This is a genomic window from Cyanobium sp. T1B-Tous, assembly GCF_024345475.1.
Taxonomy (GTDB): Bacteria; Cyanobacteriota; Cyanobacteriia; order PCC-6307; family Cyanobiaceae; genus Cyanobium_A.
The window spans coordinates 69,828-90,714 of sequence record NZ_JAGQBE010000003.1; the positions used below are offsets into that span (position 1 = coordinate 69,828).

A 20,887-nucleotide genomic window follows, 5' to 3' on the forward strand; every position below is an offset into this window, starting at 1 on the left:
ACCGCTCAGGCGGCCTGGGTCATGGCCGCCACTTCGGCAGCGAAATCGGCTTTCTCCACCTCGATGCCCTCGCCGAGGGTGAAACGGGTGAAGCGACGCACCTGGATGTTTTCACCCACCTTGCCGGCCACCTGCTTGACCATTTCGGCCACGGAGACGGTGCTGTCCTTGATGAAGGGCTGGTCCAGCAGGGCCAGTTCCTTGAGCCGCTTGCCGATGCGGCCTTCGACAATCTTGGCCTTCATCTCTTCCTTCTTGCCAGCCAGGTCGTCGCGGCCCATCTCAATGGACTTCTCCCGATCGGCCACCTCAGCGGGGATCTGATCCACACTGACGTACTCGACGCCAGGGCAGGCCGCGATCTGCATCGCCACGTTGCGGAGCAATTCCTGGAACACCTCGCCGCGGGCGACGAAGTCGGTTTCGCAGTTGACCTCCACCAGCACACCCACGCGAGCGCCGGTGTGGATGTAGCTGCCGATGGCTCCTTCAGCAGCCGTGCGGCTGGCCTTTTTCTCGGCGGTAGCAATACCCTTTTGCCGCAGCCATTCGGTGGCCTTGGTGGCATCACCACCACATTCGGACAGGGCCTTTTTGCAATCCATCATGCCTGCGCCGGTCTTGTCGCGCAGTTCCTTGACGAGCTTTGCTGAAATCTCAGCCATGGGAAGTAGGGATAGGGAGAGAAGTCCCGGCGGGCGGGAAATTGTATGGAGGACTGGGGAGGGGCTCAGCCCTCGTCATCCCGGCCCTGATCCTGGGCGCCGTGACGGCCCTCGTTGATGGCATCCGCCAGACGGCCGAGCACCAGCTGCACCGAGCGCACGGCGTCGTCGTTGCAGGGGATGGGCACGTCGCAGAGGTCAGGGTCGCAGTTGGTGTCGAGCATGGACACCAGGGGAATGTCGAGCTTGCGGGCCTCGAGCACGGCGTTGGTTTCGCGGCGCTGGTCCACCAGCACCACCACGTCGGGCAGACGGCGCATGTTCTTCAGGCCACCGAGGTACTTCTGGAGGCGCTCCAGCTCCCGGCGCAGCACGGCCGCTTCTTTTTTAGGCCGCATGGCGATGGCCCCGGAGCTCTCCATGCGCTCCAGATCCTTGAGGCGATCGATGCGGGCGCGCATCGTGGTCCAGTTGGTGAGCATGCCGCCCAACCAACGCTGGTTGACGTAGGAGGCCCCGCAACGGGTGGCTTCCTGGGCAATCACTTCGGAGGCCTGCTTCTTGGTGCCGACAAACAGGAAGCGCTTGCCGCTGCGGGCGGCACTGCGGGTCCATTTGTAGGCGTTGTTCATGCAGACGGCGGTCTGCACGAGGTCAATGATGTGAACGCCGTTGCGCGCGCAATAGATGTAGCGCGACATCTTGGGATTCCAGCGGCGGGTTTGGTGCCCAAAGTGGGCACCCGCCTCCATCATTTCGGCGAGAGTGACAACAGCCATGGCTTGTTTGGGGGGTTTCGGGTTTGCCTCCACCTGCCAGGGATCGAGAGCAGCCCAGCCAGCCACGGAAGCTGGTGGGGGGAATCGCTCAGATCACCCGAAACACGCAGGTGTGCGGGGTGAATGGAACCCAGGCACCTTATCAAATGGTGCTGTGGGCTTCGGCATGCAGGGCCCGCACCCCCAAACGGTTGAGGGGGAGCCGCAGCAGCTCCATCGCCAAGCCCGGATGGCCCTTGCGGATCAGCCAGGCCAACAGGGGCCGCAGGCTGTGCTCATTGAGCAGGCCGCCCAAGGTGAGCAGCTCCCAGAGGAGACGGTGAAGCCAGGTGTACTGAATGATGAATCGCACCCGACGGGTGGGGTGCTTGAGGTAGAAAACCCAGCCCATTTTCGCCCGCTCCCGTTCGACCCGGATCAGATCGGGAATCTGTTCCAGGCGCAGGGCCGGATGCCAGTGGTACCCCACCGCCTCAGGACAGCGCACGAGTTCGACCCCGAGCTGCCGCAGCCGTTCACCCAGCTCCAGATCTTCCCAGCCGTAGAGCCGGAAGCGGGTGTCGAACAACCCGGCCTGCTCCAGCACCTGGCGGTCGATGGCCACATTGCCCGTGGCGAAATAGGCAAACGAGAGATCCTGGAGCTTGTGGGGCTCACTGGTGGGGTCTTCAAACCTGGCGGTGTTGACCACCGCGCCGTAGGTGAAGCAGCGGCGGTGCCCCCGCTGGCGCCAACGGCGCTCAAGGGCCTGGGCGTGGCAGCGCAAAAAACTGGGGGTCACCACCAGGTCGCTGTCGATGAACACGATGACGTCACCGCGGGCCTGGGTGACCCCCCGGTTGCGACCCTCCGCCGGACCACCATGCTCCTGCTGGATCAGCCGCAGATGGGGGAGGTCAGCCCCGTGCTCATGCAGCCAGGACACTGTGGCATCGGTGGAGCCGTCGTCGACCAAGACCACCTCGTAACCGGTGATGGGCGCAGCCAGGTCCTGCTGTTCCAAGGCCTGAAGACACTTCTGCAGGATCGGCAGGCGGTTGTAGGTCGGAATGACGACGCTGAGGAACATCGTGGTCGACTGAGGGATGGGGGTCGTCGCTGGAGGCTCGACAGCAAAAAGGGGATCCCGCAGGATCCCCCGAGCAACGCCACAGGGCGCTGATCAGTCGGCAGCTCCGCCGTTGTTGGCCGTGCCGGTCACACCGTTACCGGCGCCTTCACCACGGCCATCGTTGCGCAGCTTGCGCTTCTTGAACTTGCGCGCGTAGGCGCGGTTGCGTTCCTGCTTTTCTTTCTTGAGATTCCTGCGCTTGGCCATGCGGACGGCGGCTTGGGGGAGAGGCGAGGACTCAGCCTACTCAATCGCGTAAGCACCCTGGCTCAACTGGCCATCCTCCATTTGCACGAGGCGGTCTGCCACATCCAGGATGCGGGGGTCATGGGTGACCATCAACACGCCACAGCCCTGGTCCTTGGCCAGACCCTTCAACAACTCCACCACCTCCCGACCGGTCCGGGAGTCGAGCGAAGCGGTGGGCTCGTCGGCCAAGAGGAGCTGGGGCCTGGCGGCGAGGGCACGGGCGATGGCGACGCGCTGCTTCTGGCCCCCGGACAGATCGTGGGGCAGCTTGCCGAGATGGTCACTGAGCCCCACCGCGCGCAGCCACTCCCGGGAACGGTCACGGCGGGCTCGGTAGCTGAGCCCTTGCAGAAGGTCCGCACCCATTTGCACGTTCTGCTCAGCGGTGAGGCACCGCAGCAGGTTGTGGCCCTGAATGATCATGCCGATCCTGCGGCGCAAGCTCAGGCGGGACGACCGACTGGCATCGCGCAACTCCTGGCCGAACAGCTGCACCGACCCCTCCTGAACCTGGCGAAGGGCACCGATCAAGGTGAGCAGGGTGGTTTTCCCGCAGCCGGATGGGCCCGTGAGCAACACCACCTCCCCTGGATCCACCCGCAGGCTGATGTCCTGCAGCACCTGGCGGCGCATGGAACCGCTGCCGTAGCTGTGCCGCAAACCGGACACCAGAACCATCGGCGCCATCAAAAAATCTCCGCCGGGTCGGCATCGCCGAGCTTGCGCATGGCCAGCACCGCCGAAGCCATGCACATCACCAGAATCATGGTGAACACCGTGAGCGCACGGGTGGTGTTCATCGTCACCGGCAGCTGGGTGGCATTCCGCACCAGCAGGTACAAGCCCTGCCCTGCCGCATAGGCCGGCAGGTAGCCGAAGGTGGCCAGGAGCAACCCCTCCCGGGCCACCACGCCCAACAGCGTTGGCAGGCGATAGCCCATCGCCATCAAGGTGGCGTACTCGGGCAGGTGATCACTCACGTCGGAATAGAGGATCTGATACACGATTACGCAGCCCACCACAAATCCCATGGCCGCCCCCAGGGTGAAGATGAAGCCGATCGAGGTGCTGGTGCGCCAGTAGTTCTGCTCAAAGGCAATGAACCCGTCCTTGGTGAGCACGGTGACGTCATCGGGCAACTGGCGTTGCAGCCGCTCCACCGCGGCCGCGGCATCGGAACCCGGCCGTAGCCGGATCAGCCCCACCTCGATGCTTCCCGGAGGGGTGTTGGGCAGCAGTTTCAGGTAGGTCTCATGGCTAGTGAGCAAGTTGCCGTCGGCACCGAAGGAGGTGCCGAGGCCCACCAGTCCCGCAACCCGAACGCGCTGGCCGCCGATCTCACTCTCGACGGTGCGGCCCTGGCGGAACCACTCGGCCACGGGGCCGAACTCAGGCCTGGAGCGCTCATCAAAGAGAACCCTTCCCCGGTCTTGTAGGAGCTTCGCCTTGGGTTGCAGCGATGGATCGATGAACAGGGGATCACTGGGCTCGAATCCCAGGGTGAGGATGGAGCGGGTGGCACGGTTTTCCGGATTGCGCCAGAGCAGCAGATTCCAGTGCACCGGGGTGATCCCCTCCACGGCGGTATCGGCCATGGCCTGCACCAGCCGCCGACGGGGGAAGCCCGCCATGCTCACCGAGCTGCTGGATCGGGGACTGATCAACACCAGATCGGCGTCAAACAGCCGGTGAATCGTGACGCTGGCATCGAACAGCCCGTCGCGGAACCCCAGCTGCATGAACATCAAAATGCCAGCGAAGGCGATCCCAGCCAGCGCCACCAAGAGCCGCACCGGCTGCCGCGTCAGCAGCAGCCAGGCCAGGGGGATCCGCCGGCCCTGCCAGAGGCGTCCGAGCATCAGCCGCCCGTGCCAGCGACACCGGGGGCAACGGCCCCAAGCCGGGCAATCACCTTCAGGCCGGTGAGATCTTTCACCCGCTGGCTGTCGGCGGGATTCAGGGCCACTCGCACGTCCACCACCCGGGCATCGGCATCACCCGTGGGATCGGTGGACAACACCGAGCGCTGCCGAACCTGGGGACTGATCCGGATCACCTCACCATGAAGGGTGCCCTGGAAGCCACCGTTTTCACTGATCAGGCTCACGGACTGGCCGAGCTGGACCCGGTCGATGTCGCTTTCGTACACCTCCACGACAGCCTGCATCCGCATGCTGGCGCCGAGTTCGAGCACCCCTGCGTCGCCAGGGCGCTCGCCGACACGGGCATGGAGCTTCAGCACCACCCCATCGATCGGGGCCCGGAGCTCGGTGAGCAACAGTTCTGCCTTGATGCGCTCCCGCTCAGCCCAGGCCTCATTGCGTTGACCCTGCAGTTCCAGCAGGGCCGTTTCCCGGGTATCTAGCTCGCCACTGGGGATGGCCCCAGAGCGGCTCAACTGGCGGTAGCGACCGATGTCGCGGGTCTGCACCTGCAGGCGCCTGTCCAGGTTGGAGAGACGGGCGTCGAGCAGGCGCTGCTGGGCCACCAACGTCGGGGCCGTGTCAAAACGGGCCAGCAACTGCCCTCGCCGGACGGCATCGCCCTCCTCCACCAGCAGGCCGGTCAGGCGCGGGCTGCCCCCGATGCCACTGATCGGCGCGGCCAGCCGGCGCACATCCCCAGCGGGTTCCAGGCGGCCGAGAGCCGCCACCGCTTCCGGCTGTCGCGCGGACTGGGAGGCCTGGGGGATCGGCAGGGGCTTCGGACGCTGCTGGCGGCTGAGCGCCAGGCCCAGAACCACGACAAGCACAGCCCCCGTGACCCACCAGACCTTGGGAACGGTCTGCAGGGCGCGGCTCATGGAGCCGGCGGATCGTCGAAGAGCAATTCTTCGATGTACCGGTCGGCCCAAGCGGGGTTGAAGGCCTTCTCCAACACCCGGCGCGTCTTGTCGTTTTGTTTCTGCTGCTTGCAATATCGGAGCTGACCCTGCCAGCGCTCAACCGTAGCCGGATGGTCGGACGCCTGCGCTTCGGCTGTGCCAATCGCCGTGGCGAGCACCGTCAGGAAGCCACCCACCTCATCGAGGAAGGCGGTTTCTTCCTCGGTGCTGGTGGGGCGCACGAAACGCACGAAGGGGGAAAAAATGGAGGCCCAGCCAGGCAGGTCCCGCTGCTGGCTGTAGGCCCCCGAGGGGAGGGCCGCCAAACCGTCGGCGATGGCCTCGGGCAGGGTGCCCCGTACGGGTGAGAGGTCGACGATCGCAGCCGACACCCCAGCCGGGCCGGCGACGATGTCGGCCCCGAACACCGGCAGGTCGTAGCGCGGATCGGGAAACAGGACGCAGTGCAGGATCCGGAGCCCCGCCCCCAGGCGGGCGGTTTCGAGATGGAGCTTGCGCAGGCCGCGGCACTGGTACAGCTCGTTGCGAATGAACAGGGCCTCGCCATCGAGGCTGCCGCTGATGGCTTCCAGGTCCGGGTCCACCGCCAGGGGGGCCAGCTCAGGCAACCCCTGCCAGGCGATGCGGATTCGCTCGGCCAGGGCCTCCACTAGGGGGTGGATGCCGCCGCTGCTGCCCACACCGGGAACCTGGGGCGAAGGGGAGGCGGAACTCACGGCGGGGGGCGCAGCCAGCAGAATGCAGATCCTGCCACGCATCTGAGCTTTGCCCCTGGCCCCTGCCAACTCCCTGCTACCGGGCCTGGCTTCCCCCAGGGATCACCAGCTGGCCAATGGCGCCAGGGTGGTGGCCCTGCCGCTCGCGGAGGCTCCCCTGGTCTGCCTCGATTTCTGGTGTCGGGCGGGCAGCATTTTCGAAGACAACCGGGAAAGCGGCATGGCCCACTTTCTCGAACACATGGTGTTCAAGGGCAGTGAGCAGCTGGGGCCTGGCCAGTTTGATCTCCGCATCGAGGCCATGGGCGGCAACAGCAATGCCGCCACTGGCTTTGACGACGTGCACTACCACGTCTTGATCCCGCCGGAGGCCGCCGGCGACGCTCTGGACCTGCTCCTTGATCTGGTGTTGAGGCCTCGCCTAGAGGCGGACGCTTTTCAGATGGAGCGCCAGGTGGTGCTTGAAGAACTCGCCCAAAGCGAGGATCAGCCCGATGAAATGGCCCTGCAGAAGCTGCTGCAGCTGGGCTGCCCCGGCCATGCCTACGGTGAGCCGATCCTGGGCCGGCGGGAGCTGTTGCAGTCCCAGACCCCGGCGGCCATGGCGGAGTTCCACCAACGGCTGTATGGAGCTAATCGCTGTGTGCTGGCTCTGACGGGCGCCCTGGACCCTGAAGAGCTGATCGAGCGCATCGAAGGCAGCGCCTTGGCTGACCTGCCGGCGGTGGTGGAGCCCCCCCAGCGCCCGCCCCTGGCCGTTTGCGCTGGCGACCATCGGCTGGCGCTGCCCCGTCTGGAGTCGGCCCGCCTGCTGATGCTGTGGGGCCTGCCCCCAGCCGCCGATCTCCACGGCGTCATGGGCGCCGATCTGCTCACCACCGTGCTGGCCGAGGGGCGCCGCAGCCGGCTGGTGGAACGGCTGCGGGAGCAGCTGCGGATCGTGGAGAGCATCGACCTCGATCTGCATGTCATGGAGAGCGGCAGCTTTGCCCTGTTGGAGGCCATTTGCGAACCGGATGAGCTGCCAGCGGTGCGCCAGGCCATCAGCGAGGTTTGGACGGAGTTGATGACCGAGGGCCTGCCCGATGCCGAATGGCGGCGGGCCCAACGGCTGGTGGCCAATGGCTACCGCTTCGGCCTGGAAGCCGCCGGCGGCGTGGCGGGGCTGATTGGCAACAACCATCTCTGGGGACGCTGCCATGGGTTGACCCTGCCGTTGGAGGACATCGACGCCTGGAGCGCCGAGGCGCTCCTGCAGGACGGCTTGCCCCTGCTCGATCCCAGTCGGGCCTGCGTGCTGGAGGCGGTGCCGGCATGAGCGTCACCCCATCCCCGCCTCTGCCCTGGCGGCAGACCAGCCTGCCGGGGGGACTTCCCCTGATCTGGCAGCCGAGGCCCGGTCCGGCGATCGTGGCGAGTCGGCTCTGGATCCGTGGTGGCAGCAGCGAAGACCGGCCCGGTGAACGGGGCGCCGCCCAGCTGCTGGCCGGATTGATGACCCGGGGCTGTGGCACCTATGGAGCGGAAGCCCTGGCCGACCTGGTGGAGGGCCGCGGGGCTGCCCTGCGCTGTGAGGCGAACGAGGACAGCCTGGTGCTCAGTCTCAAATGTGCCAGCAGTGACGCCGCTGACCTGCTGCCCCTGTTGCTGTCGATGGTGCGCGAACCCTGGATCCACAGCGACCAGTTGGATCTCGAGCGCGGCCTGAACCTGCAGAGCCTCCAGCGCCAGCGGGAGGATCCTTTCCAGCTCGCCCACGACCAGCTGCGCAGCCAGCTGTACGGCGAGGGCCCCTACGGCCACGACCCCCTGGGTGTGGAGGAGGAGTTGGCCAGCCTGCAGGCCGGCCCGATCCTGGCGCTGGTGCCGTCCCTTGGAGCCGGGGGCGCCCTGCTGGTGGCCTGCGGGGATGTGGATGACGATCTGGCGGCGCTGTTTCAGGACACGCTCCAGCAGGCCCCCTGGACAACGACGGCTCCGACGTCGGGGGCAGGCCCCGAGGCACCAGCCTGCGCGCCGCGCTTCGCCAGTCTGGAGCAGGAGACGGAGCAGATGGTCTTGATGCTTGGGGCTGCCACCGTTCCCCTCGGCGACCCGGATGGCCTGGCCCTGCGCCTGCTTCAGGCCCACCTCGGCATGGGCATGTCCAGCCGCCTGTTTGTGAGCCTGCGGGAGGAACGCGGCCTGGCTTACGACGTGGGCGTGCACCTCCCCGCCCGCCGCGGCGCGACCCCGTTCATCTGGCACCTCTCCACCTCGGCGGATCGGGCGTCGGAAGCCACCTCGGCCCTACTGGAGGAGTGGCAACGGGTGCTGAACGAGCCGCTCAGCGCTGGGGAGCTCGCCCTGGCCAAGGCCAAATTCCGCGGTCAGGACGCCATGGGCCGGCAGACCTGCGGCCAGATTGCCGACCGCCAAGCCCTGGTGCTGGGCCATGGCCTGGGGTGGTCGTACGTCGCCGACACCCTGCTCCGAGCCGAGCAGCTCAGCGCTGACGACCTCATGGCCGCGGCACGGCGCCAACTGGCAGCACCGGCCCTGAGCCTCTGTGGTCCGCCGATGGCCCTGGAGGCTGGCGAACGGGCCTGGAGCAGCCATCCACTCAGCCGCTGAGCTGGTCAGTGTCGATCAGGAACGTGCCACGGCGGAAGCGCACCGCCAGTTGTTGCCGCGCCTTGATCGCCACCACCTGCCCCAGCTCGTCCGGATCCACCAGATCGGGCGGTCGCAGCATGGGCATGGGATCGGCCGTCTTCAGATAGCGCTGCCGCGCCTTCAAGCGCACCTGATCGCCGAGCGCAAAGGTGGGCGCCTCGGCTGTCTCCGGGCCGATGGGCTGGGTGGAGTGTTCGTCCATAGGCGCAACCTAGCCGCCATGCCAACGGGGAACCGGGTTGGCACGACCCCCCAGAATGGGCTCTAGACACGTTGGAACAGTTGCGGGCCCTAGCCACCTGGAGCGGCGCCATCGCCGGCCTGTTGCTGATTCTGGTGGGCGGACTGATCCAGGCCGCTGCCCCGCTGCCCGCAGCCGGGGGGAGCTGGAGTGTGGCCATCCTGCCGATCACCCTGCAAGTCCCGGCCCTCCTGCTCACCGCCCTGGTGTGTGGACCCCGCAGCGGGATGCTGGCGGCGGTGGCCTATCTGAGCCTGGGGCTGTTCCAACTGCCGGTGTTCCATGGCGGGGGTGGAGCGGCCTATCTGCTGGACCCGGGGTTTGGCTATCTGGCTGGATTTGTTCCCGCCGCCTGGCTCACCGGCAAGCTGGCGCGCCAACCCGGCATGGACGATCTGCTCAGCCTGTTCGGAGCGTCCGTGGTGGGACTCGGCGTGCTGCAACTCTGTGGCATCGCCAACCTGCTGCTGGGCGGCCTGGCCGGCCGATGGGGCCCCAACCTGGGCGTGCTGCTGGTCAGCTACAGCCTGGCTCCCCTGATCCCCCAGCTCTTGCTCTGCTGTGCCGTGGCGGTTGTGGCCCTGCTGCTGCGCCGCTTGCTGCTGGTTGAGCCATGAGACGGCTGCGCGCCCTGGCCTTCAGCTGCGCCGGCCTGGTCGTGATCGGCGACCAGCTCAGCAAGGCCTGGGCCGTCACCCACCTCACCCCCTATGCAGCCACTCCCTGGCTGCCGGGCCTGCTGGCCCTGCAACTCACCCGCAACACCGGAGCGGCCTTCAGCCTGTTCAGCGGCCATCCCGAGTGGCTGGGCCTCGTGAGCCTGGTGGTGGGCCTGGGGGTCGCCTTCTTCATCCAGCGGCAAGGGCCCATGCCCCTGTCCCGCTGGTTGGGGCTGGGATGTCTGTTGGGGGGAGCGATCGGCAATGGCCTGGATCGTTGGCGACTCGGCTACGTGGTCGACTTTCTCGCCCTGGTGCCCGTGTCCTTCCCGGTGTTCAACCTGGCCGACGTGGCCATCAATCTGGCGGTGCTCTGCTTTGCCATCGACCTGTTGGGACGCCATGGTCAACCCCCGGCTTGAAGCGATTCGGCGCCGCTGGCAGCGGTTCAGCCGATCCGGCCAGGCCCAGCTGCGCATCCACCTGCCCGGCCAGCCGTCTCGCCTGCTGGCGCTCCATGACGGTGCCTACAGCATCGGTCGGGATGGCGACTGCCAGATCTGCATCGACCACCAGGCGGTGAGTCGGCGCCACGCCCTGCTGGAGCGGCGTGGCCCCCACTGGCTCTTGACGGATCAACACTCCACCAACGGCCTCTGGTGGCAGGGACGGCGCGTGCAGACCCTGCTCCTCCGGGATGGGGATGCCCTGCGCTTCGGTCCCAGCCAGGAGGCGGGCTTGCCCGAACTCGACTTTCAGGTGCGGCCGATGCCCCAACTGCAGAAGCTGCTGCGGGGGGCCAGCCTGGGCCTGGCGGTGGTGGCGCTCGCCGGCCTTGGGCTGCTCGGGCTCTCCATCCTCCAGGCGCCGATCCGGGGCAGCCTGGCCACGGTGCGTGGCCCGTTGGTGCTCTACGACCGCCAGGGACGCCCCATCAATACCGCCGATGCGCGGGAGCACAGGGAACTCCAGGCTCTGCGCGCCTATCCCGCCGTGTTGATCGATGCGCTGCTGGCCAGCGAAGACAGCCGCTTCTGGTGGCACCCCGGTGTGGATCCGGTTGGCACCGCCCGGGCCCTGGTGACCAACGTGCTGGGGGGTCGGGTGCTGGAGGGCGGCAGCACCCTCACCCAGCAGCTGGCCCGCAGCCTCTACCCCGACCAGGTGGGCCAGGGGGAAACCCTAGGCCGCAAATGGCGGGAGCTGCTGGTGGCGCTCCAGCTGGAGGCCCGCTTCAGCAAGCGGGATCTGCTGCTCAACTACCTCAACCGGGTGTACCTCGGCGTGGGCTGGGGCTTCGAAGATGCCTCCAGGCATTACTTCGGCAAACCGGCCAGCCAGCTGGAGCTGGAGGAGGCCGCACTGCTGGTGGGTCTCCTGCCCTCCCCCAACGGCTACGACCCCTGTTTCGACGCCCAGGCCGCCCTGGAGGCACGCAACGCCGTGCTGGCCAAAATGGGCCAGACGGGCCGCATTTCCGCGGATCGGGCCCGCAGGGGCAGGCGCAGCCCCATCCAGCTCTCCCCCCAGGCTTGCCGCAGCAACCCCGGCCGGAGGGGGGCCCCGTTCTATTCCGACCAGGTGCGCCGGGATCTCGACCAGCTCGTGGGACAGGACGTGGCGGCGGAAGGCAACTTCCTGATCGACACCCATCTCGATCCCCAGCTCCAGGAGCAGGTGGAGCGGCTGTTGCGCCAACGGGTCCAGGCCAGCAAAGGGCTTGGGGTCACCGAGGGGGCGGTGGTGGTGCTGGACACCCGTAGTGGAGGGATTCTGGCCATCGCCGGGGGGCGCGATTACCGCCAGAGCCAGTTCAATCGCGCCACCATGGCGCTGCGCCAGCCGGGCAGCACCTTCAAACTGATTCCCTATCTGGTGGCCCTGGAGAGGGGCCGCCGGCCCGGTGATCCGATCAGCTGTGCCCCCTTGCGTTGGCGGGGTCAGAGTTTCGCCAGCGGGTGTCAGGGGTCCCTGAGTTTGGTCAGTGCCTTTGCCACCAGTAGCAACACCGCTGCCCTACGGCTGGCCCAGCAACTCGGGCTCGACGGGTTGGTGCTGAAGGCCCGGGACCTGGGCATCACCAGCCCCCTGGCGGCCGTGCCCGGCCTGGCGCTCGGCCAGAGCGAACTCACCTTGCTGGAGCTCACGGCGGCCTACGGGGCCATTGCCAACGATGGCACCTGGCACCCGCCCACCACCATCCGCCGCCTGACCGATGGGGAGGCCTGCACGGGTTCCCTGGGGTCCTGTCGCCGCAGCAACCTGGCCCAGCCGGGCCGGCGGGTGACCTCCGTGGACACCGCCCGGGCCATGCAGCAGTTGTTGCGGGCGGTGGTGCAGCGCGGAACAGGCCAGATGGCCAGCGTTGGCGGGCGGGAAGGGGGCAAAACCGGCACCACCAACGACAGCCGAGATCTGCTGTTCATTGGTTACGAACCGCAGCGGCACTGGGTGATCGGCATCTGGCTGGGCAACGACGACAACAGCCCCACCCGGGCCAGCAGCGCCCTTGCCGCCAGCCTCTGGGGCGAGATCATCCGCACAAGCCGGTCGTGATGGGATCCCCCTCGCCGTGACAGCCGCTCCGTGAACACCCGCACCCGTCTGTGGCTGATCGCCGGGCTGAGCCTGCTGGGGCTGATCGTCGTCGGGTTGGTGCTGCAGGCGATCAACACCCTGTATTTCCAACTGAGCTGGGTGCTGCCGGCCTGGATCGTTCAGCCCATCTTCTTCCTGGTGTTTGCCGGTCTGGTCGTGCTGCTGGTGCAGCTGGCCTGGCCCTGGATCCAGGGCAGCCTCGGCGGCAAAGGGCGGCAGCGGAATGGATCCTCGCCGCCGCCGCCGCCCGGCAATCGCCGTGAGGCCGCCGCCCAGAACCTGGCCGCCATCGACCAGACCCTCGACCGGGTGCGCGATGCGGTGGAGCGTGAAGCCCTGCGCCTCGAGCGCCAGCGCATGGCCGCCGAACTGGAGCGCGGGGATCTGGTGATCGTGCTGTTCGGCACCGGGTCGGCGGGCAAGACCTCCCTGATCCGAGCGCTGCTGCAGGAGCTGGTGGGGGAGGTGGGGGCGGCCATGGGCTCCACCAGCGAAACCCAGCGCTACCGCCTGAGACTGCGGGGCCTGCAGCGCGCGGTGTGGCTGGTGGATACCCCCGGGATCCTCGAGGCCGGAGCTGCCGGTCTGCAGCGCGAGCGCCTCGCCCGCGACCAGGCCGGCAAGGCCGACCTGCTGCTGCTGGTGGTGGATGGGGACCTGCGGGCCACCGAAATGGAGGTGTTTGAAGCCCTCGCGAGCCTCGGTAAACGGCTGATCCTGGTGCTCAACAAATGCGATTTACGCGGCGAACAGGAGGAGTCCCGGCTGCTCGACTTGCTGCGCCAGCGCACCCGCGGTCGGATCGCTGCCGAGGACGTCATTGCCGCCAGTGCCGCCCCCCAGAGTGTGCCCATGCCCGGTGGGCGGCCCCTGCAGCCGCCCGCCGAGGTGCAGGCCCTGTTGCGGCGCATCGCCGCCGTGCTGCATGCCGACGGCGAGGAGCTGATCGCCGACAACCTGCTGCTGCAATGCCGCCAGCTCAGTGAGGCCAGCCGCTCCCTCCTGGCGCGTCAACGGCGCAGCGATGCGGAAGCCATCGTCGATCGCTACATGTGGATCGGGGCCGGTGTGCTCGCGGTCACGCCCCTGCCAGGACTCGACCTGCTGGGTGCGGCCGCGGTCAATGCCCAGATGGTGGTGGAGATCGCCCGCGTCTACGGCATCACCCTCAGTCGCCAGAGCGCCCAGGATCTCGCCCTCTCCGTGGGCCGCACCATGGCCGGGCTCGGTCTGGTGAAGGGCGGGGTGGGGCTGCTGACGGCCGCCCTGAGCCTCAACGTGCCCGCCCTGGTGTTGAGCCGGGCGATTCAGGCGGTGAGCGCTGCCTGGCTCACCCGGGTGGCGGGGCTCAGCTTTGCCACCTACTTCGAGCGCGACCAGGACTGGGGGGATGGGGGCGTGCAGGAGGTGGTGCAACAGCAGTACGACCTCAACCGCCGCGACGGTGCCCTGAGCCGGTTTCTGGAAGCGGCCTTCAGGCGGGTGGTGGAACCACTGCAGGCCAAGCAGCCGAGCCTGCCGCCCCGGCCGGAGCGTCGCTGAGGGCTTCGGGAGGGGGGGGCTGCAGCGGGCCACGGCTGTCGAGCACCACGATCAGGGCGAGATAGAGCACGCCGATCAGGATGGAGATGGCCCCGGTGACGATCGCCACCCAGCGCCCGCGGGGCGATGGGGAGTTGGGGAGGGGCTCGGTCATGGCAGCTGCTCCAGGCTGGCCTGCACCACCGAGGCCAAGGTCTCCAGGTGACAGGTGCGGGTGTGGGGGTTGCCCAGCACGGCCTTGAGGTGATGGCGGCCGGCGTAGTGGGGGCGGGACAGCATCAGCTGCTGTTGCAAGAGCCGCTGACGGGTGCCCTGGCTCCAGGCCTCCGCACCAGCACTGTCCAATCCCGCCGGCGTGAAGGCCAGGAGGTGAAACGCGCCGCTCCGCAGCTGCAGACGGTCGTGGCCGGCCAGCAGGGCATGCAGCTGGCGGCGGCGGGCGATCGCCCCATCGAGAACCGCTTCGATGCCGTTAAGCCCCAGCTGTCGCAGCCCCAGCCAGAGCTTCAGGATCTCAGCCGGCCGGGTGCCCTGCAGGCCGCTCTCCCCACCGTGGCCCCCGCCCCAACTGGGCTCCATGTAGGGAAGGCCCGTATGAAAGGCATCCCCAAGGGCCTGGGGCCTCGCCAACAGCAACAGCGACGACGTCTTGGTGATGCCCAGGAGTTTCTGGGGGTTGATCGTGATCGAGTCGGCCAGTTCGAGGCCAGCCACCCGGGAGCGGTGCGACTCCACCAGACCAAACACGGCCCCGATGGCCCCATCCACATGCAGCCACAGCCCCCGGCGACGGCAGATCTGGGCCATCCCCTCTAAGGGATCCACGGCACCCCGCACGGTGGTGCCGGCCGTGGCGACGACGGCCATCACGGGACGGCCCCGGCGCTCCAGGGCGGCCAGCTCGTCGTCGAGGGCTTGAAGCTCCAGCCGGCCCTCGCCGTCCACCGCGACCAGCCGTAGGGCATCGGCAGGCAAGCCCATCACCGCCAAGGCCTTGGCTAGCGAGACATGGGCATCGGCACTGGCCACGACCACCGCATCACTGGCGGTGGCCAGCCCCCGGTTCCGCCGCGCCGTGACCAGAGCCATCAAATTGGACAAGGTGCCGCCACTGGCCGCCACACCGCCACTGCCCAGGGGGAGCCCGAGGCGTTCCGCCAACCAGGCGGTGAGGCTGCGCTCCAGGCGGGTGAGGCTGGGGGAGAGCTCTTCGGCCAGCAGGTTGTTGTTCAGACCTGCACAGATCAGATCCGCGGCCAGGGAAGCCCCCACCGGGGGAGGATCCAGGTGGGCCAGGGCACCGGGGTGGTTGGGGTTGTAAGCCCCATCCATCACCACCTGCAGATCCGCCAGCAAGGCAGCGGGGGCCAACCCTTGCAGCTGGGGCTCCACCGCCGGCAGCATGCTCAGGCCGGGCAGGGGGGAGCGCTGCACAGCCGTGCCCAGCCACCCGCAGAGCTGGCGGGAGGCCTGCTCCAGAAAATCCTGCAGAACCGGATCCAGCTGCTCCGGGCTGGCAAAGGGCAGGGGCTGGCTCGCCCGCGGGGCAGGTGGCGCGCTTGCCAACGACGAACGATCAGATCGGGCCATTCTCACCTGCGGGGGTGGGCTACAAGGGAAGGGTCGCTACGGGTTTTCGGGCGTTGGAGTTCAGCCCATCCCCTCAACCGGAACCCGGGGTCCGGCCCAACCGCCATGAACAGTGGATGGAGCGGCTGCTCCGCCATGGCGCAAGGGCGGGATCCCGTGGGGAGATCCCTGTGGCTGCAGTGGTTCTCGATGAAGAGGGTCGCTGCATCGGCTGGGGGAGCAACCGACGGGAAGCCGGGTGCGACCCCCTCGGCCATGCCGAAATCGTGGCCCTCAGCCAGGCCGCCCGAGTCAGGGGCGATTGGCGCCTGAATGGCTGCACCCTGGTGGTGAGCCTGGAGCCCTGCCCCATGTGCGCTGGAGCTCTAGTGCAGGCGCGCATGGGCACCGTGGTGTTCGGGGCAGCGGATCCCAAGCGCGGAGCCCTGGGCAGTTGCCTGAACCTCGCCACCGACGCCAGCGCCCACCACCACATGGAGGTGATGGGCGGGGTGCTGGGGGAGACGGCCGGGAACCAGTTAGCGGCCTGGTTCAGACGGCGACGGCTGCAGGGGCGGCGGGGCGAAAAGCCGGCAGCTCGCTTTCAAACAGATTGAGCAGACGGTCCACGTTTTCAGGCTGGCTGTTGTAGCCCATCAGGCCAATCCGCCAGACCTTGCCGGCCAGGGCCCCGAGGCCACCGCCCACCTCGATGCCATGGCTGTTGAGCAGATGCAGGCTGAAGGCCTTGCCATCGACTCCCTCCGGAATCCGCACCGTGGTGAGGGTGGGAAGCCGCAGGTGTTCCGGCGCATGGAGTTCCAGACCCAGGCGCTCCAGGCCAGCCCAGAGGCGCTCTGCATTGCGGCGATGGCGGGCCCAGGCGTCGTCCAGACCCTCCTCGGCCAGCAGGCGCAGGGCTTCGCGCATGCCGAAATTCATGTTCACCGGAGCGGTGTGGTGGTACACCCGATCGCTGCCCCAGTACTGGTTCAGCAGGGTGACATCGAGGTACCAATTGGGCACCTTGCCTTGGCGGGCCATCATTTTTGCCTCGGCCCGGGGTCCCATGGTGAAGGGGCCCAGACCAGGAGGGCAGCTCAGGCCTTTCTGGCTGCAGCTGTAGGCCAGGTCCACCTTCCAGGCATCGAGGTAGAGGGGCACGGCACCAAGGGACGTGACCGTATCGAGCAGCAGCAGGCAGTCGTTCTGTCGGCAGAGGTCCCCGATGCCCTCCATGGGTTGGCAGATGCCGGTGGAGGTTTCGGCATGGACGATCGCCAGGATCTTGGGGCGATGGGTGGCCACGGCCTCCTCCAACTCGGCCAGGCTGAAGGCCTCCCCCCAGGGCTTCTCGATGGTGACGACATTGGCCCGGTAACGGCCAGCCATGTCAGCCAGGCGCAGACCGAAATAGCCCTTCACCGCCACCAGCACGGTGTCGCCGGGCTCGATGGTGTTGGCCAAGGTGGCTTCCATGGCGGCACTGCCGGTGCCGCTCATCGGAATGGTGAGGCGGTTGTCGGTCTGCCAGGCGTAGCGGAGCAGTTCCTGCACCTCCCCCATCAGCTCGACATAGAGGGGATCGAGGTGGCCGATCGGCGTGCGGGCGAGGGCCTGGAGCACGGTGGGATGGGCATTGGAAGGCCCTGGACCCAGCAGCAGGCGGTCAGGGGTGGCGATCGGACCCAGCGTGCGGCGATGGGCTGAATTGACGGGGGGCAGCACGGGGAGAGAAGCCAAAGCCTGGAGGGACATTCAATCGGTTGGAGCCTAAGCAGCAGCCAGATGGTCTTATCGGGCGCGCACGTTGGTGGCGCCAAGCCCGCGGCAGAGGTGCTCGAAGGGCACCCGCACCACGGCGGTGGCGGTCACGCCGGCATCCAGCAGCATTTCGCACACCACATCGGCCAGCAGGGCAATGCTGCGCACCGTGGGGCCGGTGGGCACACCGAGGCTCTTGTAGGTGTCGTCGAGCCCGTTCAGGACCCGCTCATTAAGAATGCTGGCGTCGTCAGCAATGAGCGCATAGCTGGCATAGCGCAGGAAGTAATCCATGTCCCGCAGGCACGCGGAGAGGCGCCGGGTGGTGTAGGCGTTGCCGCCGGGCAAGATCAATTCGGGATCGGCGAGCCACAGGCGCTGGGCGGCCTCGCGCACGATGGCCGCCGCCTCGCGATTGATCAGCTCCACCGCCGCCAGGCGCACTTCAGCTTCCGAGTAGTAGGCGGAGATCCGGTCGATGGCATCCCGGTCCAGATAGCGGCCCAGTTGGTCGTAACGGCCAATCAGACCGGTGATGGCATCGCGCATGGCGGAATTGAATCGACGCACCTGCAGCGGAAGCTAGCACTCACATTCGGCCAGATCCCAGGCCAGGGGGGCGTTTTGGGCAAAGTGACAGAAACGGTTACGCAAGCAGCACCCGCCGATTGGTAGCAAGCGCTACATAGTGGGGCCCCGGCGATCCGTACCGTCCCGCCACGCCGCATTCCGGCCGGCACCCACCCCTCTGTTCGTCATGGCCAAAACAGCCCAGGACGTCCTCCGTCAGATCCAAGACGAAGGCATTGAGCTGATCGACCTCAAGTTCGTTGATCTCCATGGCAAGTGGCAGCACCTCACCGTCTGCAACGACCTGATCGACGAAGCCGCCTTCACCGATGGGGTGGCCTTTGACGGCTCCTCAATCCGGGGCTGGAAGGCCATTAACGAATCGGACATGGCGATGGTGCCGGATCCGAACACAGCCTGGATCGATCCGTTTTACAGCCACAAAACCCTCAGCCTGATCTGCTCGATCCAGGAGCCCCGCAGCGGCCAGCCCTACGCCCGCTGCCCCCGTGCCCTGGCCCAGAAGGCCCTCAACTATCTCGGCACCACCGGCATCGCCGACACCGCCTACTTCGGCCCCGAGCCTGAGTTTTTCATCTTTGACGATGTGCGCTACACCTCCGGGAGCGGCAGCAGCTTCTACAGCGTCGACTCGATCGAGGCCCCCTGGAACACCGCCCGCCTCGAGGAGGGCGGCAACCTGGCCTACAAGATCCAGCTGAAGGAGGGCTACTTCCCGGTCTCGCCGAACGACACGCTGCAGGACATGCGCAGCGAGATGCTGCTCACCATGGGCAGCCTGGGGGTGCCGATCGAAAAGCAGCACCACGAAGTCGCCACGGCCCAGCACGAGCTGGGAATCAAGTTCGCCGAGCTGATCAGCGCGGCCGACAACGTGATGATCTACAAGTACGTGGTGCGCAACATTGCCAAGAAATACGGCAAGACGGCCACGTTCATGCCCAAGCCCGTGTTTGCCGACAACGGCAGTGGCATGCACGTGCACCAGAGCCTCTGGAAGGGTGGCAACCCCCTGTTCTTTGGCGAAGGCACCTACGCCAACCTCTCGCAGACGGCCCGCTGGTACATCGGCGGCCTGCTCAAGCACGCCCCCAGCTTCCTGGCCTTCACCAACCCCACCACCAACAGCTACAAGCGCCTGGTGCCGGGCTTTGAGGCTCCCGTGAACCTGGTGTACTCCCAGGGGAACCGCTCCGCCGCCGTGCGCATCCCCCTCACCGGCCCCAGCCCCAAGGCCAAGCGTCTGGAGTTCCGCTCCGGCGACGCCCTGTCCAATCCCTATCTTGGCTTTGCCGCCATGCTCATGGCCGGCATCGATGGCATCAAGAATCAGATCGACCCGGGCGATGGCACCGACGTCGACCTGTTTGAGCTCTCGGCCGAGGAGTTGGCCAAGATTTCCACGGTGCCCGCCTCCCTCAACGGCGCCCTGGAAGCCCTCGATGCCGACAAGGACTACCTGCTGGCCGGTGGCGTCTTCACCGAAGACTTCATCAACAACTGGATCGCCCTCAAGTACGAGGAAGTGCAGCAGCTGCGCCAGCGGCCCCACCCCCACGAGTACGTGATGTACTACGACGCCTGACCCAAACCCCTTGTCAGTAGACAAATACTGAGAAGTCCCCAAGAATGGTCCCCAAGATCATCCACAAGATTGGACGGAACCATGGGCAGGGATAAACCAACCAAAGTCGAAGGGACCCCTCGTGGCCTTGGCCTTTACCGGCGCCAAGGACGTGAGGGGTTTTTCTTCATCAAGAATTGGGCCCACCTCGCCAAGGAGCACCCTGGCGCCTTTGAACGCAACGGGCAGTACGACGAATGGATCAGAAGGCCCGACGGCAGCCTTGTGGGGTCACTTGCAGAGGCCAAGGCGTATTGCCAGCGTCGGACAGGTGAGCTACTGGAGCGGAAGCATGCCCTGCGACGCCCGCACACCGTTTACAGCGGTGAGGATCTCCAGGCGATTGGGCATGCGCTCGCGGACCTGTGGATCAGGGGATATCAACGCGGTCAGAACCTTCAAAATTTAAATCTAGAGCATTGGAGCCTGTTAAACAGGGAGATTGGGAATGCAAATACAACTAGGAAAAGAAACTCGAAGGCGATTGCCTTCGTCAAAGTGGATGGAGAAGAAGTTGCACCTGGGCCGCTTGTCTTCTGCACCATAGAAAGCGTTATCGAGGAAGAGCTGAAGATTCAAAGACTTTGCTTGGATCAGGGTTATAACCCAGACGAGCTGGGTCTTAAGGCTATTTTCACCGTTTTTCGACAGCGAGTAAATGAGCATATAGCCAAGGCTGGTGCTGCAAAAAAAGACGGCGTTGTCGCACCACCGCCGCCGTCAATCCAGAAACGAGGAACAAATTGGGATAACCTGCTCGAAGCCAAGAAAAAGGATGGGCTAGCACCAGGAACTGTCAAGGGGATCAGTAGCGCAATTGAACGTCTACGCAATTGGCTGTCAAAGGCGTACAGAGTTCAACTTCCGAGCGGGCTAGATCCAGACCTGGCCAAAGAGTACCGTGATTTCTTGTTCAGCCAATCTGGACTAAGAAGGACAACCGCAAGTAAGGAGTTGAGATATGTACAGAGTGTATTCAACTCTGCCATGAAACAAGCACTACTAGATTCGAATCCATTTCACAATCTACCTAGGGATCGATCAGCATCTATTCGTACAAAAATGGATCGCGCTAGAGGCCTCGAGGACGACGGGTGCATCGACCAGGCGACAGCACAACAGATTTGCTCTGTGATGCGCAAAAATAAACAAGGCAAAGCTGATCCAAGTTTTGACGCCTTCTTCATCCAGGCGATGACAGGGTGCAGAATTCAGGAGGTTGCCGGGCTTAGGAGATGTGATTTTATAGAGAAAGTATTTGCGGAAAAGAATTATAAAT

The 20,887-nt window shown here is 66.3% G+C and carries 22 protein-coding genes; 9 read left to right on the top strand and 13 right to left on the bottom strand.

Annotation, left to right across the window (positions count from 1 at the left end; all coding sequences use genetic code 11):
• Nucleotides 1-5 precede the first annotated feature (5 nt).
• The 8 genes from tsf to KBY71_RS01465 form a co-directional block, all read right to left on the bottom strand.
• A complete protein-coding gene (tsf, locus tag KBY71_RS01430; RefSeq protein ID WP_254927221.1) occupies nucleotides 6-665 on the bottom strand; it encodes a translation elongation factor Ts in 660 nt (219 codons plus the stop codon).
• A 65-nt stretch (nucleotides 666-730) separates the two neighbouring features.
• Nucleotides 731-1,444, bottom strand: coding sequence for a 30S ribosomal protein S2 (gene rpsB, locus KBY71_RS01435; RefSeq protein ID WP_190389567.1), 714 nt, complete (start codon nucleotides 1,442-1,444; stop codon nucleotides 731-733).
• A gap of 142 nt (nucleotides 1,445-1,586) precedes the next feature.
• The gene (locus KBY71_RS01440; protein ID WP_254927222.1) at nucleotides 1,587-2,513 is read right to left on the bottom strand and encodes a glycosyltransferase family 2 protein; all 927 of its coding nucleotides are present in this window, start codon (nucleotides 2,511-2,513) and stop codon (nucleotides 1,587-1,589) included.
• Nucleotides 2,514-2,606: 93 nt separating this feature from the next.
• Nucleotides 2,607-2,762: a hypothetical protein gene (locus KBY71_RS01445; RefSeq protein WP_006171625.1), complete on the bottom strand. Its 156-nt coding sequence runs from the start codon at nucleotides 2,760-2,762 to the stop codon at nucleotides 2,607-2,609.
• Nucleotides 2,763-2,798: 36 nt separating this feature from the next.
• A complete protein-coding gene (locus tag KBY71_RS01450) occupies nucleotides 2,799-3,491 on the bottom strand; it encodes a DevA family ABC transporter ATP-binding protein (protein ID WP_254927223.1) in 693 nt (230 codons plus the stop codon).
• Nucleotides 3,491-4,663 carry an ABC transporter permease DevC gene (devC, locus tag KBY71_RS01455; RefSeq protein ID WP_254927224.1) on the bottom strand — a complete coding sequence of 391 codons (1,173 nt, stop codon included), beginning with the start codon at nucleotides 4,661-4,663 and terminating at the stop codon, nucleotides 3,491-3,493. The genes KBY71_RS01450 and devC overlap by 1 nt, the downstream gene beginning before the upstream one ends.
• The gene (locus KBY71_RS01460; protein WP_254927225.1) at nucleotides 4,663-5,607 is read right to left on the bottom strand and encodes an HlyD family efflux transporter periplasmic adaptor subunit; all 945 of its coding nucleotides are present in this window, start codon (nucleotides 5,605-5,607) and stop codon (nucleotides 4,663-4,665) included. Before KBY71_RS01460 ends, devC begins: the two co-directional genes overlap by 1 nt.
• Nucleotides 5,604-6,365: a phycocyanobilin:ferredoxin oxidoreductase gene (locus tag KBY71_RS01465; protein ID WP_254927226.1), complete on the bottom strand. Its 762-nt coding sequence runs from the start codon at nucleotides 6,363-6,365 to the stop codon at nucleotides 5,604-5,606. Before KBY71_RS01465 ends, KBY71_RS01460 begins: the two co-directional genes overlap by 4 nt.
• 49 nt (nucleotides 6,366-6,414) lie before the next feature.
• Between KBY71_RS01465 and KBY71_RS01470 the strand changes: the two genes are divergently transcribed.
• Entirely contained in the window at nucleotides 6,415-7,683 is a 1,269-nt protein-coding gene (locus KBY71_RS01470) for a pitrilysin family protein (RefSeq protein WP_254927227.1), read from the top strand.
• Complete coding sequence (locus KBY71_RS01475; protein WP_254927228.1) at nucleotides 7,680-8,978, top strand: pitrilysin family protein; 1,299 nt, start codon at nucleotides 7,680-7,682, stop codon at nucleotides 8,976-8,978. The genes KBY71_RS01470 and KBY71_RS01475 overlap by 4 nt, the downstream gene beginning before the upstream one ends.
• On the opposite strand, the gene KBY71_RS01480 is transcribed toward KBY71_RS01475, so the two are convergent.
• The gene (locus KBY71_RS01480; RefSeq protein WP_254927229.1) at nucleotides 8,968-9,222 is read right to left on the bottom strand and encodes a DUF3148 domain-containing protein; all 255 of its coding nucleotides are present in this window, start codon (nucleotides 9,220-9,222) and stop codon (nucleotides 8,968-8,970) included. The two genes, KBY71_RS01475 and KBY71_RS01480, sit on opposite strands and share 11 nt — an antisense overlap.
• A gap of 80 nt (nucleotides 9,223-9,302) precedes the next feature.
• Between KBY71_RS01480 and KBY71_RS01485 the strand changes: the two genes are divergently transcribed.
• From KBY71_RS01485 to KBY71_RS01500, 4 genes are read left to right on the top strand one after another with little or no spacing between them, the layout of a single operon-like run.
• Nucleotides 9,303-9,878, top strand: coding sequence for a biotin transporter BioY (locus KBY71_RS01485; protein ID WP_254927230.1), 576 nt, complete (start codon nucleotides 9,303-9,305; stop codon nucleotides 9,876-9,878).
• On the top strand, nucleotides 9,875-10,342 hold the full coding sequence (lspA, locus tag KBY71_RS01490) for a signal peptidase II (protein WP_254927231.1): 468 nt from the start codon (nucleotides 9,875-9,877) through the stop codon (nucleotides 10,340-10,342). The genes KBY71_RS01485 and lspA overlap by 4 nt, the downstream gene beginning before the upstream one ends.
• The gene (locus tag KBY71_RS01495) at nucleotides 10,323-12,476 is read left to right on the top strand and encodes a transglycosylase domain-containing protein (RefSeq protein WP_254927232.1); all 2,154 of its coding nucleotides are present in this window, start codon (nucleotides 10,323-10,325) and stop codon (nucleotides 12,474-12,476) included. Before lspA ends, KBY71_RS01495 begins: the two co-directional genes overlap by 20 nt.
• Nucleotides 12,477-12,506: 30 nt before the next feature.
• A complete protein-coding gene (locus KBY71_RS01500) occupies nucleotides 12,507-14,060 on the top strand; it encodes a YcjF family protein (protein ID WP_254927233.1) in 1,554 nt (517 codons plus the stop codon).
• On the opposite strand, the gene KBY71_RS01505 is transcribed toward KBY71_RS01500, so the two are convergent.
• Both KBY71_RS01505 and KBY71_RS01510 read right to left on the bottom strand, forming a co-directional pair.
• Nucleotides 13,993-14,214 carry a hypothetical protein gene (locus tag KBY71_RS01505; protein WP_254927234.1) on the bottom strand — a complete coding sequence of 74 codons (222 nt, stop codon included), beginning with the start codon at nucleotides 14,212-14,214 and terminating at the stop codon, nucleotides 13,993-13,995. The genes KBY71_RS01500 and KBY71_RS01505 overlap by 68 nt on opposite strands.
• On the bottom strand, nucleotides 14,211-15,626 hold the full coding sequence (locus KBY71_RS01510; protein WP_396095050.1) for a pyridoxal phosphate-dependent decarboxylase family protein: 1,416 nt from the start codon (nucleotides 15,624-15,626) through the stop codon (nucleotides 14,211-14,213). The genes KBY71_RS01505 and KBY71_RS01510 overlap by 4 nt, the downstream gene beginning before the upstream one ends.
• 77 nt (nucleotides 15,627-15,703) lie before the next feature.
• Between KBY71_RS01510 and KBY71_RS01515 the strand changes: the two genes are divergently transcribed.
• Nucleotides 15,704-16,246 (top strand): nucleoside deaminase, encoded by a 543-nt coding sequence (locus KBY71_RS01515; RefSeq protein ID WP_254927243.1) that lies wholly within the window; start codon nucleotides 15,704-15,706, stop codon nucleotides 16,244-16,246.
• Here the strand turns inward: KBY71_RS01515 and KBY71_RS01520 are convergent.
• Both KBY71_RS01520 and KBY71_RS01525 read right to left on the bottom strand, forming a co-directional pair.
• Nucleotides 16,182-17,387 (bottom strand): alanine--glyoxylate aminotransferase family protein, encoded by a 1,206-nt coding sequence (locus KBY71_RS01520; RefSeq protein ID WP_254927236.1) that lies wholly within the window; start codon nucleotides 17,385-17,387, stop codon nucleotides 16,182-16,184. The genes KBY71_RS01515 and KBY71_RS01520 overlap by 65 nt on opposite strands.
• A 36-nt stretch (nucleotides 17,388-17,423) precedes the next feature.
• Nucleotides 17,424-17,942, bottom strand: a complete 519-nt coding sequence (locus KBY71_RS01525; protein WP_254927237.1) for an allophycocyanin subunit beta — start codon at nucleotides 17,940-17,942, stop codon at nucleotides 17,424-17,426.
• Nucleotides 17,943-18,150: 208 nt separating this feature from the next.
• Here KBY71_RS01525 and glnA point away from each other — a divergent pair, with 208 nt between their 5' ends.
• Nucleotides 18,151-19,569 (top strand): type I glutamate--ammonia ligase, encoded by a 1,419-nt coding sequence (gene glnA, locus KBY71_RS01530; protein ID WP_254927238.1) that lies wholly within the window; start codon nucleotides 18,151-18,153, stop codon nucleotides 19,567-19,569.
• Between the two features lie 69 nt (nucleotides 19,570-19,638).
• Nucleotides 19,639-20,887: phage integrase SAM-like domain-containing protein (locus KBY71_RS01535; RefSeq protein WP_254927239.1), on the top strand; the 1,249-nt coding region annotated here is incomplete at its 3' end.